This window comes from Streptomyces sp. NPDC007983 (assembly GCF_042958345.1).
Classification (GTDB): domain Bacteria; phylum Actinomycetota; class Actinomycetes; order Streptomycetales; family Streptomycetaceae; genus Streptomyces.
The window spans coordinates 96889-115703 of sequence record NZ_JBIBJI010000011.1; the positions used below are offsets into that span (position 1 = coordinate 96889).

The following is an 18815-nucleotide window of genomic DNA, read 5'->3' on the forward strand; positions in this document are numbered from 1 at the left end:
TCGGTCATGACAGGCCAAGCTCGTTGTCGATGAAATCCAGCACCTGATCGGCGGTCGCGATCTGCAGCCGCTCCACGGCGCCGCCGTCGTCTTCGTCCGAGGGACACATCGCTTTCCAGCGCGAAAGCAATGTCTCCAGCCGGGTCGTGACGGCCCCGGAATCCAGCTCGTCGACGGCCACGGCGGACAGGCTGTTCTCCAGCCTCACCAGCTCGTTGAAGACCGGGTGGGGGATGTCCCGGCCCCGGCCCCCGGCGTCGTCCGGGGCGAGTTGATGGCGCAGGTGTTCGGCGAGCGCGGCCGCTTCGGGATGGTCGAAGACGAGCGCCGCGGGCAGTCGCAGCCCGGTGGCCGCGGCCAGCCGGTTGCGCAGTTCGACCCCGGTCAGCGAATCGAAGCCGAGGTCCTTGAACGAGGCGTCCGGGTGGACCGTGGCGGGGTCGGCGTGGCCCAGCACGGTGGCGGCGTGGCTGCGTACGAGGTTGAGCAGCAGCCGGTGCTGCTCGGGCGACGGCAGACCGCGGAGGCGACCGGCCCAGTCGGCCGGCTGGCCACCGGCCGCCGCGGTCGGGCGGCCACGGCCGCTGCCGCCGGTGGCCGCGAGCGCCCGGAGCGGGGTGGGCAGGGTGGCGGTGTCCTGGGCGGCCAGGGCCCGGGTGTCCAGCTTGAGCGCCAGCAGATGGGGACGGCCCTGGCGGTACGCCGCGTCCAGCAGGGCCAGCCCCTCTTCGGTGGTGTTGGCCGTGATCCCCAGGCGGCCGATCCTGGCCAGGTTGGCGGTGTCCAGCCGGGCGGTGAGACCGCTGGTCGCCGCCCACAGCCCCCAGGCCACCGACAACCCCGGCAGACCGGAGGCCTGGCGATGGGCGGCGAGGGCGTCGCAGAAGGCGTTGGCCGCCGCGTAGTTGGCCTGGCTGGGAGTGCCCAGATCGGAGGCGAAGGAGGAGAACATGACGAACGTGGTGAGTCGCAGATGTGCCGTCGCCGCGTGCAGATTGGCCGCGGCCGCAGCCTTGGCCGCCCATGCCCGGGCCAGCCGCTCCGGGGACTGCGCGGGAAGCATCGCGTCGTCCAGCACACCCGCGGCGTGGATGACGCCGGTCAGCGGATGTGCCGGGTCGATGCCCGCGACGAGATCGTTGACGGTGGTGGGGTCGGCCACGTCGGCCGCTTCGAGTCGTACGTCGGCGCCCAACTCGCTGAGCCGGAGTGCTAGTTCCTTGGCGCCGAGGGCGTCGGGGCCGCTACGGCTGACCAGCAGCACATGCCGGACACCCCAGGCACGGACCAGATGTTCGGCCACCTGCCCGCCCAAGGTTCCGGTACCGCCGGTGATGAGCACCGTGCCCTCGGGATCCACCGGGGCCGGAACGTCGAGCACCAGCTTGCCAGTGTGCTTGGCCTGACTCAGATACCGCAGCGCATCCCGAGCCCGGCACAACGGCCACACCCGCACCGGAGGCGGCACCAAAGCACCCGATACGAACAGCTCACTCAGCTCACGCAGCATCCGGCCGATACGGTCCGGCCCCGCATCGCTGATCAGGTCATACGCCTCGTACCGCACCCCGGGATACTCGGCCGCGACCTGCTCCGGATCACGAACGTCGGTCTTCCCCATCTCCAGCAACCGGCCACCACCAGCCAGCAACCGCAAGGAAGCGTCCACGAACGACCCGGCCAGACTGTTCAGCACCACATCCACACCACGGCCACCACTGGCCTCCCGCACCACGCGCTCGAAGCCCAGATCGCGAGACGAAGCCCGGTGAGCACGGTCGATACCCATGTCCTCCAGCACCGCGTGCTTACCAGGGGAAGCCGTAGCGTAAATCTCCGCGCCCAAGTGGCGGGCGATCTGCACCGCCGCCATCCCCACACCACCCGTCGCGGCATGAATCAGCACCGACTCTCCCGACCGCAACCCGCCCAGCTCGACCAGCCCGAACCAGGCAGTGAGGAACACCACGGGCGCGGCGGCCGCCTGCTGAAAGCTCCAGCCGGAGGGGATGGGGACGACCGTACGTGCGTCCGCCACCGCCAGCGGGCCGAACGCGCCCTCGAACAGGCCCATCACCCGGTCGCCCACGGCCAGGCCCGACACCTCGGGCCCGGTCTCCAGGACGACACCGGCACCCTCACTGCCCGCGAACACGGCCTCACCCGGATACATCCCCAGCACGATCAGCGCGTCGCGGAAGTTGACGCCCGCCGCATGCACCGCGATGCGTACCTGACCGGCGCGCAGGGGTTCCAGCACCTCCGGACACGCCACGGGCCGCACACTCTCCACGGTCGCGGCGCCGACGACCCCGAGCCGCCACGCGGATTGCCCCGCGGGGGGCGCCAGGCCACCGTCGGCGGCCCGCACCAGCCGGGGCACCAGCACCTGCCCGGCGCGCAGCGCCACCTGCGACTCTTCCGTCTCCACGGCTCGCAGTACGGCATTCAGCACACTGCCGTGGTCGGTGTCCGGCGCTTTCGGTCCCACGTCGAGCAGCAGAAACCGGCCCGGATTCTCCGCCTGCGCGCTGCGCACCAGACCCCAGAGCGCGGCGCCGGGCACATCCACACTTCCGGTGTCGTCCGCTGGTACGGCTCCACGCGTCACCACCGCCAACCGGGACTCGGCCAGCCGTGGTTCGGCCAGCCAGTCCTGCAACAGCTTCAGGACCCGCTCCGCCGACACCAGCCCATCGGCCGCCATGGCATCGACGTCGGCCGACGCGTCGGCAGCGGGCTGATACGCCAGGACGACCGCAGGAGCCGGTGTTCCACCGTCGAGCGCGGCGATCAACGAGTCCAGATCCGGGGTGGCTTCGCTCCCCAAAGCCACCCAGCTCATGCCATCGGCGCTGCTGTCGTGCGTGAGAGGCAAGGGAGCCCAGTCCATGGCGAACAGACCGTCCGCGCCCGGGGCATGTGTGCTCCGCAGCTGGTCTTCGCTCGCCGGGCGCAGCACCACCGCGTCGGCACTCAGCACCGGGGCGCCCACCGCATCGGCCACCGTCACCCGCACGGTCCGCTCGCTCTCGCCACCACCCTCCCCGGGGGACAGCCGGACCCGTGCGCTGGTCGCCCCCTGGGCCCGGAGCGACACCCCGTTCCAGGTGAACGGCAGCCACACCCGGCCGTGAGCCGACTCGGTGTCCGTCGTGCCCTTGCCGGTCAGCAGGACGGGGTGCAGCGCGGCATCGAGCAGCGCCGGGTGGATACCGAACCCGGTCTGCTCGCCCGCGGTCTCCGGCAACACCACCTCGGCCAGCAGATCCGCCCCGTCGCGCCATACCGCGCGCAGCCCCTGGAAGGACGGACCGTACGCATACCCCGACGCCTCGACCTGTGCGTAGAAATCCTCCAACGCCACGGGATCCGCCCCTGCCGGAGGCCATACGCCGCCCATACCTTCCGCCGCGCCCTCACCCTCGCCCTCCGGGGCCGGGCTCAGCACGCCCTCCGCGTGGCACACCCACCCGGCGGACGACTCCGCCTCCCCCTCGGGACGGGAGTAGATGTGCACCTCGCGCCGCTCGTCGGCGCCGGGCGGCCCGACCACGATCTGCAGGCGAAGCCCGCCCGATTCCGGCAGCACCAGCGGGACCTGGAGCGCCAGCTCCTCCACACCACCGGCGCCGACCTCGTCGGCGGCCCGCAGCGCCCACTCCACCAGCGCCGCCCCCGGCACCAGCACCGCGCCCGCCACCACGTGCTCGCCGAGCCACGCGTGGGTACGCGCCGAAAGCCGTCCCGTCAGCAGCCGACCGTCGCCGTTCGCCAGCTCCACGGCGGCGCTCAGCAACGGATGCCCGGCGGGGACGAGCCCGAGGTCGGTGGGGTCGGCGCCCCGACCGGTGAGGCCGTCGAGCCAGTACCGCTCGTGCTGGAAGGCGTAGGTCGGCAGATCCACGGTCCGTGGCGTGGGGTCGGCCGGGAACAGGGTCGTCCAGTCCACGGGGACGCCCGCGTTGAACGCCTGGGCGAGGGACCGTACGAGCTGGTCCTGCCCGCCGTGGTCGCGGCGCAGCGTCGGTACGGTCACTGCCTCGACGCCCGCCCGCTCGAAGGTCTCCTGCATGCCGACGGTGAGCACGGGGTGGGTGCTGGCCTCGATGAACACCCGGTGCCCATCCAGCAGCAGCGCCTCGATGGCGTCGGCGAAGCGTACGCGCTCCCGCAGATTCGTCACCCAGTACGCGGTGTCCAGCCCGGTGGTGTCGATTCGATGGCCATGCACTGTGGAGTAGAAGGCGGTGTCGGTACCGGAGGTGTCGATCGGACGGATGCCGTCCAGTAGATGCGCCAGTTCATCGCGGATTTCGTCGACCTGGGGGCCGTGGGAGGCGTAGTCCACGTCGATCAGGCGTGCCCTGTCGCCGTTCTCCCGGCACGCGGCCACCACGGCCGCCACCTGCTCCGGAGTACCCGAAACCACCGTAGAAGACGGTCCGTTGACGGCCGCCACACCCACCCCGGCGGCCCGATTGCCCAGTCCCGACAGCAGCCGACCGGCCTCCTCCTGCCCCACACCCAGCGACGCCATTGCCCCACCACCGGCCAGCTTGCGCAGGGCTCGGCTACGCAGGGCCACCACCTTCGCGCCGTCCTCCAACGACAACGCCCCCGCCACCACAGCAGCCGCAATCTCCCCCTGGCTATGACCCACCACCGCCGCAGGCCGCACCCCATGCCCCGCCCACACCGCAGCCAAAGACACCATCACCGCCCACAACACCGGCTGCACCACATCAACCCGACCCACATCACCCCCAGTGCCACGCAATACGCCGCTCAGCGACCAATCCACATACGGCGACAACGCCCGCTCACACTCCGCCACCCGCGCCGCAAACACCGGCGACGCATCCAACAACCCCGCACCCATCCCCACCCACTGCGAACCCTGCCCCGGAAACACCAACACCGGACCCACCTCACCCGCCAGCGCCGGAACACCCGAACACACCACACCCGGATGCGACTCCCCCACCGCCAACGCCCTCACCCCGGCCAACAACTCCGCACGGTCCTCACCCACCACCACCGCACGATGCTCGAACACCGACCGCGACCTGACCAACGACCAACCAACCTCGGCAGGCGTCACCTCCCCATCAGCCACCCGCGCCGCCAACGCCGCCGCCTGACCCCGCAGCGCCTCCACGCCTCGCGCCGACACCACCCACGGCACCACGCCCACAACCGGCCGTACCTCCACGGACTCAAGCACGTCCGGAGCCTGCTCCAGGATCACGTGGGCGTTGGTGCCGGAAATGCCGAAGGAGGACACCGCCGCCCGACGGGGCCGGTCCAGTTCGGGCCAGGCGGTCGGCTCGGTCAGCAGCCGCACGCCGCTGCCTTCCCACTCCACATGCGGGGTCGGCTCGTCCAGGTGCAGGTTCGCCGGCAGGACCATTTGCCGCAGGGCCGTCACCATCTTGATGACGCCCGCCACCCCGGCGGCGGCGTGGGTGTGCCCGATGTGGGACTTCAGGGAGCCCAGCAGCAGCGGTCGATCGGCGGGGCGGCCCTGGCCGTACGTGGCGATCAGCGCTTCGGCCTCGATCGGGTCGCCCAGCTTCGTACCGGTGCCGTGGGCCTCCACCGCATCCACATCGCCCGGCGACAGCTGGGCGCTGGCCAGCGCCTGGCCGATGACGCGTTCCTGGGCGACGTCGTTGGGCGCGGTCAGACCGTTCGATGCGCCGTCCTGGTTGATGGCCGATCCCCGGATCACCGCCAGCACCCGGTGGCCGTTGCGTCGCGCGTCCGACAGCCGTTCCAGCACCACCAGGCCGACGCCCTCGGAGAAGCCGGTGCCGTCCGCGGTGGCCGCGAAGGACTTGCAGCGGCCGTCCGGGGCCAGCGCCCTCTGCCGGGAGAACTCGGTGAACATGATGGGTGTGGCGAGCGAGGTGACGCCGCCGCCCAGCGCCAGGGTGCATTCGCCCTGGCGCAGTGCCTGACAGGCAAGATGGATGGCCACGAGCGAGGCGGAACACGCGGTGTCCACGGTCACCGCCGGTCCCTCCAGACCGAACGTGTAGGCGACCCGGCCCGAGATGACGCTGGTGAGGGTGCCCGTGGTGGCGTACCCCTCGAAGCCCTCGGGAATCCGCGGCGCCCGGGCCAGATAGTCCTGGCTGGACACGCCCGTGTAGACGCCGGTGCGGGTGCCTTTCAGAGTGGCCGGGTCGATTCCGGTCCGCTCCAGCGCTTCCCAGGCGATTTCCAGCACCAACCGCTGCTGCGGGTCCATCGCCAGTGCCTCTCTCGGGCTGATCCCGAAGAACGCGGCGTCGAATTGGTCGGCCTCGACGAATCCGCCCTGGCGGACGCAACTGGTGCCGTAATGCTCGGGATCGGGGTGGTAGAGGTTTTCCAGATCCCAGCCGCGGTCCGTGGGAAAATCCCCGATCGCGTCGACGCCGGAGCTGAGCAGATCCCACAATTCCTCGGGGGAGGTGACGCCTCCCGGGAAGCGGCAGGCCATTCCCACCACGGCCACCGGCTCCTGGGCACGCTCCTCCGCCGCACGCAAACGCTGTCGCGTATCGTGCAGGTCAGCGGAGACCCGCTTGAGATACTCGACCAGCTTCTCTTCGTTCGCCACTAGGGGTCACCCGGCCTTCAGCGATCGTCGCACCCGGTACATTCAGGACACACCAAGCTCGTTGTCAATAAAGTCAAGAACCTGATCCGCGGACGCGGACTCCAGCCTTTCCGCAACATTCATCGCTTCCGTCGACTTCTGCGTCGGGACCTTGCCTTCGGGGGAAAGCCGCTGCGTCAAATAGTGGGCGATGCCCTCCGGGGTCGGATGTCTGAAGATGAGAGCAGCGGGCAGGCGCAGCCCCGTGGCCGCCGCGAGGCGGTCGCGCAGCTCGACGGCGGTGAGGGATTCGAAGCCCAGTTCCTTGAAGCTGGCCCCGGTGTGTACCGCGTCGGGGTCGGTGTGCCCCAGCACGGTGGCGGCGTGCTGGCGGACCAGGTGGAGCACCGCCCGTTGCCGTTCGGCCGCCGACAGTCCCCTGAGCCGTGCGGTCCAGTCGGCCGAGGGCGTGCCGGCCGCAGTGGACGCGGAGCGCCGCCGCCCGCCCCGTACCCCATGGTCCCGTGCGCCGTTGCCGGACACCGGTGCGGTGCGTTCGGCCGCGCCGTAGCCGTAGCCGTAGCCGTCCAAGGGGCGTAGTTGCTCGGGGGTGGCCGGGCGCATCACGAGCGTGTCGATGGTGAGCACCGGTGCGCCCGCGGCGTCGGACACGGCCACGCGCATCGCGCGCTCACCGTCCGCACCCTGCCGCTGCGGGGACAGCCGGACGCGTACGGTGGTCGCGTCGGCGGCCCAGAGCGCCACGCCGCTCATTGTGAACGGCAGCCACAGCCGCTCGTCCGGCGGTAGCCGGTCCTCTTCGGTCGCCAGGGCCGGTTGCAGCACCGCGTCCAGCAGGGCCGGGTGGATGCCGTACCCGCCCGGCTCCCCGGCGGCCTCCGGCAACTCCACCTCGGCCAGTATGTCCGCGCCGTCGCGCCACATCGCGCGCACGCCCTGGAAGGCCGGGCCGTACGCGTAGCCCGAGGCGGCGATCCGTTCGTACAACCCGTCCGTCGCCATCGGCCGCGCACCGGCCGGGGGCCATGGCCCGGGCTCGGCCGCTTGGTCCTCCGGCGCGGAGGGGCGCAGTGCGCCCGTGGCGTAGCACGTCCATGCCGTAGATGTACTGTCGCCGTCGGGCCGGGCGTACACGCAGACGTCACGCCGCCCGTCGTCGGCGGGGGCGCCCACCGCCACCTGTACGCGGAGGCCGTCTGTGGCGGGCAGCGCCAACGGCGCCCGGAACGCCAGCTCTTCGACCTCACCGCAACCGGCCTCATCGCCCGCCCGCAGCATCCATTCCACCAGCGCGGCGCCCGGCACCAGCGCCACGCCGCCCACCACATGCCCGCTCAGCCAGGGGTGTGTCCGCGGCGAGATGCGCCCGGTCAGCATCAAGCCGCTGCCGTCGGCGAATTCCACGGCGGCGCCCAGCAGGGGGTGTTCGGCGGAGGTGAGACCGAGGTCGGCGGGATCGCCGCCGCGCGAGGTGGCGGCGTCCAGCCAGTAGTGCTCGCGCTGGAACGCGTAGGTGGGCAGTCCGACCGTACGGGGCGGCGGGTCGGCCGGGAACAGGGCGGTCCAGTCGACGTCGACCCCGGCGGTGAAGGCCTGCCCCAGTGAGCGCATCAGCTGGGCCCGGCCGCCGTGGTCGCGCCGCAGTGTGGGGACGGCGACGGCGGCGGCGTCCGTCTCCTCGAAACACTCCCGCATCCCCATGGTCAGCACCGGATGGGTGCTGGCCTCGATGAACACGCGGTGGCCATCGGCCAGGAGCGCATCGACCGCGTCGGCGAACCGCACCTGTTCCCGCAAGTTGCGCACCCAGTAGCGGGTGTCGAGGTCGGCGGGCTGGGCCCGGCCGCCGGTCACCGTCGAGTAGAACGCCACACCGGTGTCGGTGGACGTGGCCGGGCGGATTCCGTCCAGCAGGTGGGTCAGCTCCTGCGTGATCACGTCGACCTGGGGGCTGTGGGACGCGTAGTCCACCTCGATCAACCGTGCGCGCTCCTCCCTCTCCTGGCATGCTGCCACCACGGCGGCCACCTGCCCGGGCGGTCCGGACACCACCGTGGATCCGGGCCCGTTGACGACTGCCACCACCACCGCGGCGGCCCGGTCGCCCAGCTCGGTCAGCAACTGGGCCACCCGCTCACGGCCCAGCCCCAGCGAGGCCATGGCTCCGCCACCGGCCAGGCGGCACAGCGCCCGGCTGCGCAGCGCCACCACCCTCGCGCCGTCCTCCAGCGACAGCGCCCCCGCCACCACGGCCGCCGCGATCTCGCCCTGGCTGTGGCCCACGACCGCGGCCGGGCGCACTCCGTACTCCGCCCACACCGCGGCCAGCGAGACCATCACGGCCCACAGCACGGGTTGTACGACATCGACCCGGCGCAGATCGCCCGCGCCGTCGGTGCCGCGCAGTACCTCCGTCAGCGACCAGTCCACATAGGGCGTCAGCGCCCGTTCGCACGCGGCCACTCTGGCCGCGAACACCTGGGAGGTACGGAGGAGTTCGGCGCCCATGCCCTGCCACTGCGATCCCTGACCCGGGAACACCAGCACGGGGCCCGGACCGCTCGCCTTCATGGCTCCGGGAGGTGCCGCGCCGGGGCCCACGAGGCCCGGGTGGCTGTCACCGGCCGCCAGTGCCCGGGCCGCCGCCGTCAGCGCGTCGCGGTCCTCGCCGACCAGCACCGCCCGGTGTGCGAACACCGACCGCGTGGTGACCAGCGACCAGCCCAGCTCCGTGGCGGACGCGTCGGGATCGGTGGCCGGCGCGGCGACCAGGGCGCGGGCCTGTGCGCGCAGCGCCTCCGCGCTACGTGCCGACAGTACCCAGGGCGTGGGTCCGTCCGGGGACGAAACGGCGGTCGCGGTGTCCGGGGCGGGGGGCTGTTCCAGGATGAGATGGGCGTTGGTTCCGCTGATGCCGAAGGAGGAGACGCCCGCGCGGCGGGGATGTTCGCCGGGCGGCCACGCGGCCGGTTCGGTGAGCAGGCGCACGGCGCCGCTGTCCCAGTCGACGTGCGGGCTCGGCTCGTCGATGTGCAGGGTGGCGGGCAGTTGCCCGTGCCGCATGGCCATCACCATCTTGATGACGCCCGCCACCCCCGCGGCGGCCTGGGTGTGGCCGATGTTCGACTTCATGGATCCGAGCCACAGGGGGCGCTCCGTGGGGCGCTGCTGTCCGTACGTGGCGAGCAGGGCCTGTGCCTCGATCGGATCGCCCAGCGTGGTGCCCGTACCGTGTGCTTCCACCGCGTCCACCTCGGACGGGGCAAGCCGGGCGGCGGCCAGGGCCTGGCGGATCACCCGCTGCTGTGACGGCCCGTTCGGTGCCGTCAGTCCGTTGGACGCGCCGTCCTGGTTCACCGCCGAGCCCCGGATCAGAGCCAGCACCGGGTGGCCGTCGCGCCGCGCGTCCGACAGCCGCTCCAGCAGCACCAGTCCGGCGCCCTCGCCCCAGCCCGTGCCGTCCGCTGCGGCTGCGAACGGCTTGCACCGGCCGTCGGGGGCCAGGCCGCGCTGACGGGAGAAGCCGGTGAACATGCCCGGGGCGGCCATCACGGCCACTCCGCCCGCGAGTGCCATCCGGCACTCCCCCCGGCGTAGCGCCTGGGTGGCCAGATGCAGGGCCACCAGCGAGGACGAGCACGCGGTGTCCACCGTCACCGCGGGCCCCTCCAGACCGAAGGTGAACGCGATCCGCCCGGACACCACACTGGGCGTGCTGCCGGTCAGCAGATGGCCGTCGAGCCCCTTCGGCGCCTCGTGCAGCCGTGGGCCGTAGTCCTGGGGCGTGACCCCGACGAACACCCCGGTCGCGCTGCCGCGGAGCGCGGCGGGGCGGATGCCCGCGCGCTCGAACGCCTCCCACGCGGTCTCCAGCAGCAGCCGCTGCTGCGGGTCCATCGCCAGCGCCTCACGCGGGCTGATGCCGAAGAAGTCCGCGTCGAAGCGTGCGGCGTCGTACAGGAAACCGCCCTCGCGGGCGTAGCTGGTGCCGGGGCGGTCCGGGTCCGGGTCGAAGAGCCCCGCCAGGTCCCAGCCCCGGTCCCCGGGGAACGCGCCGATCGCGTCCACGCCCTCGGCCAGCAGCCGCCACAGCGCCTCCGGTGTGTCGGCCCCGCCGGGGTAGCGGCAGCCCATGGCCACCACCGCGATGGGATCGTCGTCGTTCGTGGCCGGTGGCGGGCTCACCCGGGCGGTCGGGGCGTTCGTCGGCGTGTCCGGGGTCCGGTCGACGTGGCTGCGCAGATGGGCGGCGACGGCCAGTGGCGTGGGGTGGTCGAAGGTGAGCGTGGCGAGCAGCGGCAGCCCGGTGGCGTCGCTCAGCCGCTCGCTCAGTTCCGTGGCCGCCAGGGAGTCGAAGCCCAGGTCCTTGAAGCTGAGGGCCGGGTCGATGGCCTCCGGGCCCGGGTGTCCCAGGACGGCGGCAGCGGCGTCGCGCACCGTGTCCAGCAGGGCGCGGTCGCGCTCCGCGCCGGTCAGCTCCGCCGGCCGACCGGTCGGCGACGAGGCGGTGGCTGCGCTGTCCGTGGCCGGGGCCGTGGACTCGGCCACGGGCCAGTAGCGCTCCCGCTGGAAGGCGTACGTCGGCAGGCTTACCGCGCGGGAGCGGTGTCCGCCGAAGGCCCGCTCCCAGTCGAGGGCGGCGCCGCGGACGTACGCCTCGGCCAGGGCGGTGGCGAAGGTGCGCACCTCCGGCCGGTCACGTCGCAGAGCGGCCACGGCGAGGGGGCGCGGCCGGTCGGGGCCGTCCTCGGTGCCGGGCTGCTCGGCGAGGCATTCGCGGGCCATGGCGGTCAGCTGGGCGTCCGGTCCGAGTTCGAGGAAGGTGGTGACGCCCGCCGCGCGGAGGGTGTGCATTCCGGAGGCGAACCGCACCGCCTCTCGGGCGTGGCGGGCCCAGTAGTCCGGGGAGGCGAGTTGTTCGGCGGTGGTGACGCGGCCGGTCACATTGGAGACGACGGGAATGACCGGTGGGGTGACAGCCAAGTCTGCCGCCACGGAGCGCAGTTCGCCGAGGATCGGGTCCATGTGCGAGGAGTGGAACGCGTGGCTGACCTTCAGCAGACGGGCCTTGCGGCCGCGCTCCCGCCAGCCGGTGGTGATGTCGTGGACGGAGTCCCGGTCCCCGGAGACCACGACGGAGGAGGGGCCGTTGACCGCGGCGATGCCGATCCGGTCTTCCCTCCCGGCCAGCAGTTCGGTGGCTTCGTCCACGGTGGCCTGCCAGGCGGCCATCGCCCCGTCCGCAGTGATCGCCTGCATGAGCCGGCCACGGGCGGCCACCAGCGCGCAGGCGTCGGGGAGGGAGAGCGCCCCGGCCACCTGTGCCGCGGCGATCTCGCCGACCGAGTGGCCCATCAGACAGTCGGGCTCCGGCCCCCAGGAGGTCACCAGCCGGTAGAGGGCGACTTCGATGGCGAACAGGGCGGGCTGGGTGTACGACGTCCGGTCCAGCAGCGCCGCGTGCGGCGTACCGGGTTCGGCGAACATGACGTCACGCAGGGGTAGTTCGAGGTGCGGGGCCAGGGTGTCGCAGATCTCGTCCAGGGCGTCGGCGAAGAGTGGGTGTGCGGCGTACAGTTCGCGGCCCATGCCGGGTCGCTGGCTGCCCTGGCCGCTGAAGAGCAGCGCAAGCCCTCGTCCGGCCGCCCGGCCCCGGACGAGTCCGGCGGTCCGTGCGCCCTGCGCGAGTGCGTCGAGCCCGCGCGGCAGCTCGTCGGGGTGGTGGCCGTCGCCGAGGAGCACGGCGCGGTACGGGAAGGCGGTCCGGGTGGTGGCCAGCGCGTGGCCGATGTCCGCGGGGTCGGCGCCGGGGTGGTCGGCGAGGTGGTCGCGCAGCCGCGCGGCCTGGGCACGCAGCGCGGCGGGGGTCCTGGCGGAAAGCGGCCACAGGACGACGGGCGGAGCCGGGAGCGGGGGCGGGGTGGCCGCCGTGGGTGCGGGCGGTTCGGCGAGCACCAGATGGCAGTTGGTGCCGCCCATGCCGAAGGAGCTGACTCCGGCGAGCAGCGGCCGCTCCGGGCGTGGCCACACGGTGAGTTCGTCCTGCACACGCAGTCCGAGTTCGGCCAGCGGGATGCGCGGATTGGGGGTGGTGTAGTGGAGGCTGGGCGGGAGGTGCCGGTGGGTGATGGCGAGGGCGCATTTGAGCAGTCCGACGATGCCCGCGGCGCCCTCCAGGTGGCCGACGTTGGTCTTGGCCGAGCCGACCAGCAGGGGGTTGTCCGCCGTACGGGCACTGCCGAGGGCGGCGCCGAGCGCCGCGGCCTCGATGGGGTCGCCGACGGGTGTGCCGGTGCCGTGCAGTTCGACGTACTGGATGTCGCCGGGGGTGGTTCCGGCGCGCTGGTGGGCGAGGCGCACCACGGCTTCCTGCGCCGCCGGATCGGGGGTGGTCAGGCCGTCGGTGGCGCCGTCGTTGTTGACCGCGCTGCCGCGGATCACGCAGTACACCGGGTCGCCGTCCCGCACCGCCGCGGCGAGGGGCTTGAGCAGGACGGCGCCGCCTCCCTCACCGCGTACGAAGCCGTTGGCGCGGGCGTCGAAGGTGTGGCAGCGGCCGTCCGGGGAGAGTCCGCCGAACTGTGCCGCGGCGGCCTCCATGCTCTCCTCGGTGAGGATGAGGTTGACGCCGCCGGCCAGCGCCAGGGTGCATTCGTCGCGGCGCAGGCTCTCGCATGCGGTGTGGACGGCCACCAGGGACGAGGACTGTGCGGTGTCGAGGGTGAGGCTGGGGCCGCGCAGCCCGTAGCGGTGGGAGATCCGGTTGGCGATGATGCCGCGGTGGACGCCGGTCATGGCGTGCCGGGTGCTCGCGAGGGGCCGGTGGCGGCTCAGCACGGCCGCGTACTCGTCCCAGATCGCGCCGACGAAAACGCCGGTGGGGGTGTTCTTCAGCGTTTCGGGGCGGAAACCGGCGTCCTCGAACGCCTCCCAGCCGAGTTCGAGCATCAGCCGCTGCTGAGGGTCCATGGCCACCGCTTCGCGCGGCGGGATGCCGAAGAACTCGGCGTCGAACCTGTCGACGTGGTCCAGGAATCCGCCGTACCAGCCGGTGGATGGAGCGGAAGGCGCGGCCGGATCGGCAGGCGGGCCGGGCTGTCGGCGGTCGGCGGGCATCGCGGTGATGGCGTGGCGGCCCTGCCGCAGCAGCTGCCAGAACGCTGACGGGCTGGGTGCGTGGGGCAGCCGGCAGGCCATTCCCACGACGGCGATGGGCTCCGCGGGCTGAGGTGGCCGGGTGGGCGGGGCGCTAGCCATCACACCACGTACGGCGCTCGAGGTGGGCAGGGATGTGGTTGGTCATGGGCGGCACTCCCGCTCCGGATTGATGATCGGTGCGAGCACGTGGCCCATCGTGGGGCGCGGTTCTAAAGGCAGACCAAAAGCCCGCGGCCGGTCACTTTAGAGACGCGTTACCGGAACCCCGGACCATCGCTGAACAGGGGGCCCTCGTGGCCACTTGACGGCCGTTCGGAGCGCCGAGCACACAGGAGGAATGCCATGACATCCCCATCACCCGCGCCGCCAGGCGGCCAGGTCTCGGACTACTACAGTTCGCTCGGACCGCTGCTGCAGATGGCGTGGGACGACAACTTCCACTTCGGCTACTGGGACGGCCCGTCCGACACCAGCTCGGTCCGGGAGGCGACGGACCGCTTCACGGATCTGCTCATCGAACGGCTGCGGGTGGGGCCGGGAGACCGGGTGCTGGATGTGGGCTGCGGTATCGGCAAGCCCGCGCTGCGGGTGGCGTCGACGACCGGGGCCAGTGTTCTGGGGATCACCATCAGCGAGCTTCAGGTCAAGCAGGCGACCGAAGCGGCGTGCGCCGAGCACATGTCCGACCAGGTGTCGTTCCACTACGCCGATGCCATGGCCATGCCATTCGGGGAAGCGTCGTTCGACGCGATCCTCGCGTTCGAGTCCATCAACCACATGCACCGGCCCACGGCGCTGCGCGAGATGGCCCGGGTGCTGGCGCCCGGCGGCCGGCTGGTGCTGACGGATGTGACCCCGCCGAGCGACGGCAGCTATCAGCCGGAGAACGATCCCGGCGCGGTCACCTCGCTGACCGGGCTGGCGGACTGGCCCGGCCTGATCAGCGACGCCGGGCTGCTGCTGGACGAGCTGACCGACGTCACCGAGCACACCAAGGACACCGCAGGCCGCATGATCGACGGCATTCTGAAGTGCCGCCGGGAGTTCGAGGAGCGGCACGGGGTGAGCGTGCAGGAAGTGCTCGACGCCGCCAAGTCGGCGCTGCCCACGGTGCCCAGTGCCGGTTGTGCGATCGTGGTGGCCCACAAGCTTTGACCAAGGATTTCGGGGCCGGTTTCCACGGGGCGACCGGCCCCTGAAGTCCCGCGACTTCCCACTTCTCACTCAAGGCCGAGACATCCGGACCCTGATCTTCCACTCGGTATCGAAATCCGCGCCTTTCCGAAGAGCCGCCTCTAGGGCTTATATATCCGGATTCTAGGTGAGGTGGGTAGTCATAGGACTCGCTTAGGACGAAGGGCACCTGCCATGGGCAGTGAACTGCGCGTTCGCGGTTTCTGAATCACCGGCAGGTCCGTGATAAAGAGGGGTGAGTAATGGCAGTCGCGAACGACGTGAGTAAGCGGATCCGGCAGCACTGTCCGTCCCCGTGCGGCGATAAACAGCCGGTCCACTTCCCACAGGCGGGCGGCTCAGCGGTACGGATGCGACGCGGGCCCGCACATTCGTTCGTCTCCAGGAGACAGGCACCTCCCCCGGGCGGGCACGAAAACACGAAGAATCTCGCGGGGATTTCCGGCAACGTCGCCGACTGTCCCATGACCGCACGCATCGGCGACTCGGACGGGGCACGTAGTGCGATATGAGATCATGGGGCCTCTCCGGGTGGCCGAGGAGGGGCGGAAGTTATCCATCAGGGCACGGAAGATCGAAGTCCTGTTGACCGTCCTCCTGGTCCGGGCGGATCAGGTGGTCCCGATCGACCAGCTCATCACGGAGATCTGGGGCGAGGACCCACCGCGCCGGGCGATCGCGGGCCTCCATGTGTACGTCTCCCAGATCCGCAAGTTCCTGCGCCGGCCCCAGCAGAGCGAAAGCCCGGTTCTCACCCGTCCCCCGGGATACGTTCTGCGCCTGGGCTCCGACGACCTCGACTTCCACTGTTTCGAACGGCTGGTGGGCGAGGGCCGGGATCATCTCAGGGAGCGGCGCTACAAGCAGGCCACGGCCAGTTTCGAAAGCGCACTCGACCTCTGGCGTGATCCGCTGCTCGACGATGTGTGCCATGGCCCGATTCTCGAGGGTTTTCAGACCTGGCTGAAGGAAGCCCGTCTGGAATGTGTCGAAATGCTGACGGATTCGCGCCTGATGCTCGGCCGCCATCGCGAACTGGTGAGTGATCTGTATCAGCTGACCACCGAGCATCCGCTTCGGGAGGCACTGCATCGTCAGCTGATGCTGGCGCTCTACCGCTGCGGTCGGCGGGCGGACGCACTGCATGTGTATCAAGCGGCGCGGAAGACGCTCAACGAGGAACTCGGACTCGAACCGTGCCGGGCCCTTCAGGACATGCAGCGGGCCATCCTCACCTCGGATGACCGGCTCGAACTGCAGGTTCCCGCGTGAAGGCGCGGCCAGGTCCGGTAAATCGCCGATCCATGAGGGGCGAGGTGAACAGGTGACGGGTGAACAGATGACGGAACAGAGCACATATTTTCCCGACAGCGGCCCGATCGAGGTCGTCCTCGAAGGGGGTCCGGAGGATCTTCCCCGGGCGCATCGGACCGGGCGGGCGTCCCTTGCCGCCAGGAAGCTCAAAATCCAGCACCGCAACGGATACGAGCATTTCGAACTCATTGACGGCGACCTCGTCCCGGCGGTCTTTCGCTGGATCATGCGCACCAAAATCGCCGAGTAGCCGCCGGGGCTCGGAAGACCCTCCCCGAGGGGCGCCGGACCGATGGCATCGGTCCGGCGCCCCTCGGCGCGACAGGACTCTTCCCATCAGCAGCACTCATGCAATCAGGAGGACCGCGTGCTCATTCCACGATGGCGAGGGGCCGCGGCCGCCGCGGTCGCGATATCGACGTCCCTCGCCGCCATCGCCACCGGCCCCGCCGCGGCACGCCCCTCCCCCGGGCCCTCGGTCACCGTGACCCGGGGCCGTACCCAGCCGGTGTTCTCCTACCAGGACGCCATCCGGGAACACGTCATGGTCCAGACCCCCGTCGACAGCGACGGCGACGGCGCCAAGGACCGCGTGGCCGTGGACGTCATCCGCCCCCGGGAGACCGAACGGGGGCTCAAGGTCCCGGTCATCATGCTGGCCAGCCCGTACAACGACACCGTCGGCCGGGGCTTCGAGGCGGAGAGGAAGGCCTACGCCTCCGATGGCTCCCCCGCCACGTTTCCCCTGTTCTACGACAACTACTTCGTGCCCCGCGGCTACGCCGTCGTCGACGTCGACGTGACCGGCACCGGCAGATCCGACGGCTGTCCGACCGTCGGCGGCAAGGCCGACGTCGCCGCCGCCACTTCGGCGATCGACTGGCTGGGCGGCCGGGCCACCGCCCACCGGGCCGACGGCAGCGAGGTGAAGGCCACCTGGTCCAGCGGCAGGACCGGAATGATCGGCCACTCCTATGAGGGAACCCTGGCGAACGCCGTGGCGGGCACCGGAGTGGAGGGGCTGGAGACGATCGTCCCGATCTCCGGGATCAGCTCCTGGTACGACTTCGCCCGGACCAACGGCGCCAAGCACTGGAACGGGTTCGGCCCCTGGCTGGCCGGTTCGCTGGACTCCGACCCGCCCGCGAAGTGCCAGGCGGTGCGCGACCGGCTGGCCGCGGGCGAGGACGACGCCACCGGCGACTACAACGATTACTGGAAGGAGCGCGACTACCTCGCGCCGCCCGCTCCCCAGGTGAGCAAGGTGCGGGCGAGTGTCTTCGCCGTCCACGACCTCAGCGACTACAACGTGCGGATCGACCAGCTCGCCAACTGGTGGACCCCGCTGGCCGAGCGCGGCGTACCGCGCAAGCTGTGGCTCGGGCGCTACGGCCACACCGACCCGTTCGACTGGCCCGGGCGGCGCGCGCGCTGGGTCGATACCGTGCACCGGTGGTTCGACCACTGGCTGTACGGCATCCGGAACGGCATCATGGACGAGCCCCGGGTGGATCTGCAGTCCGGCCCCACCACCTGGACCACCCAGGCCGACTGGCCGGCCCGCACCTCCCCGGCGCCCCTGCGCCCGAAGCCCGACGGCTCGCTGGCACTCCGTCCGGCCACCGGCACAAGCACCGGCGCCTTCACCGACCTCAAGCTGAGCGAGGCGGACCTCACCGCCGACCCGGCCTCCGCCCGGCCCGGCAGGCTCGCGTTTCTCACCCCGCCGCTGCGCACCGGCGCACGGATCTCGGGCACCCCGACCGTGGACCTCAGGGTCAGGCTCGACAAGCCGACGTCGAATCTCACCGCACTGCTGGTCGACTACGGCGAGGCCGAACGGATCGACTGGGCGCGCAACGATCCGCTGAACGGAATCCACGACGGGCTGCGCGGACTCGCCGAGGAGTCCTGCCACGGGGAGAGCACCGCCGCGGACGACGCGTGCTACAAGAAGACGGCCAATGTGACGGTGCGCGGCCCCTCCGAGGTGATCGCCCGGGGCTGGATGGACGCGCAGAACCGGCACTCTCCGACCACACCCGAACCGCTGACCCCGGGGGCGTCCTACCGCATCACCTGGCGGACGCTGCCGAACGACTACCGGATCGAGCCCGGCCACCGGCTCGGTCTCGTCCTCGCGGGCACCGACGCCGATTTCCTCTACTTCGAGGACCCCACCGGGGCCAAGGTGACCGTCGATCTGACGGCCAGCCGCGTCACCGTGCCGGTGGCCGCGCGGCGCGGATGAGCGACGAGCACTTCCCGCTTGTCCTGGAAGTGCCGGAAGAAGGCGCTCTTCGTCAGTCCCGCGCGCTCCGCGATCCCGATCACCGCGTACTGGAGCTGCGAGACGCTGAGGTGGCGGGCACGCTTCCGGTGACCGGTCCGACCGCCGACGCTCCCGATGGAGCACATCCGCGACGCCGTGGCACTGCAGGCCGGACGCCCCGTCCACGGCAAGATCCTGCTCACGCTGTGAGCTCATTGAGTGTTTCCGGTCTGCCGTTCCGGTGAAGCTCGGCACCGCACCGCTGGG

6 protein-coding genes and 1 pseudogene are annotated in these 18815 nt (G+C 71.4%); 4 read left to right on the forward strand and 3 right to left on the reverse strand.

Annotation, left to right across the window (positions count from 1 at the left end; translation table 11 throughout):
* Positions 1–4: 4 nt before the first annotated feature.
* Together ACFZCY_RS29585 and ACFZCY_RS29590 are read right to left on the reverse strand one after the other, a co-directional pair.
* Complete coding sequence (locus ACFZCY_RS29585; protein WP_391179845.1) at positions 5–6610, reverse strand: SDR family NAD(P)-dependent oxidoreductase; 6606 nt, start codon at positions 6608–6610, stop codon at positions 5–7.
* 42 nt (positions 6611–6652) lie between these two features.
* Entirely contained in the window at positions 6653–13867 is a 7215-nt protein-coding gene (locus ACFZCY_RS29590) for a beta-ketoacyl synthase N-terminal-like domain-containing protein (RefSeq protein ID WP_391179848.1), read from the reverse strand.
* Positions 13868–14110: 243 nt separating this feature from the next.
* Here ACFZCY_RS29590 and ACFZCY_RS29595 point away from each other — a divergent pair, with 243 nt between their 5' ends.
* The 4 genes from ACFZCY_RS29595 (at position 14111) to ACFZCY_RS29610 (ending at position 18527) form a co-directional block, all read left to right on the forward strand.
* The gene (locus ACFZCY_RS29595; RefSeq protein ID WP_391179851.1) at positions 14111–14923 is read left to right on the forward strand and encodes a methyltransferase domain-containing protein; all 813 of its coding nucleotides are present in this window, start codon (positions 14111–14113) and stop codon (positions 14921–14923) included.
* Positions 14924–15463: 540 nt separating this feature from the next.
* Positions 15464–16234 (forward strand): BTAD domain-containing putative transcriptional regulator, encoded by a 771-nt coding sequence (locus ACFZCY_RS29600; protein ID WP_391179853.1) that lies wholly within the window; start codon positions 15464–15466, stop codon positions 16232–16234.
* On the forward strand, positions 16203–16526 hold the full coding sequence (locus ACFZCY_RS29605) for a DUF5988 family protein (protein WP_391179856.1): 324 nt from the start codon (positions 16203–16205) through the stop codon (positions 16524–16526). Before ACFZCY_RS29600 ends, ACFZCY_RS29605 begins: the two co-directional genes overlap by 32 nt.
* Positions 16527–16643: 117 nt before the next feature.
* Positions 16644–18527: a Xaa-Pro dipeptidyl-peptidase gene (locus ACFZCY_RS29610; RefSeq protein ID WP_391179858.1), complete on the forward strand. Its 1884-nt coding sequence runs from the start codon at positions 16644–16646 to the stop codon at positions 18525–18527.
* On the opposite strand, the pseudogene ACFZCY_RS29615 reads toward ACFZCY_RS29610, so the two are convergent.
* Positions 18527–18610, reverse strand: a pseudogene (locus ACFZCY_RS29615) (TetR family transcriptional regulator); the annotation flags it as partial. The gene ACFZCY_RS29610 and the pseudogene ACFZCY_RS29615 sit on opposite strands and share 1 nt — an antisense overlap.
* Between the last annotated feature and the right edge of the window lie 205 nt (positions 18611–18815).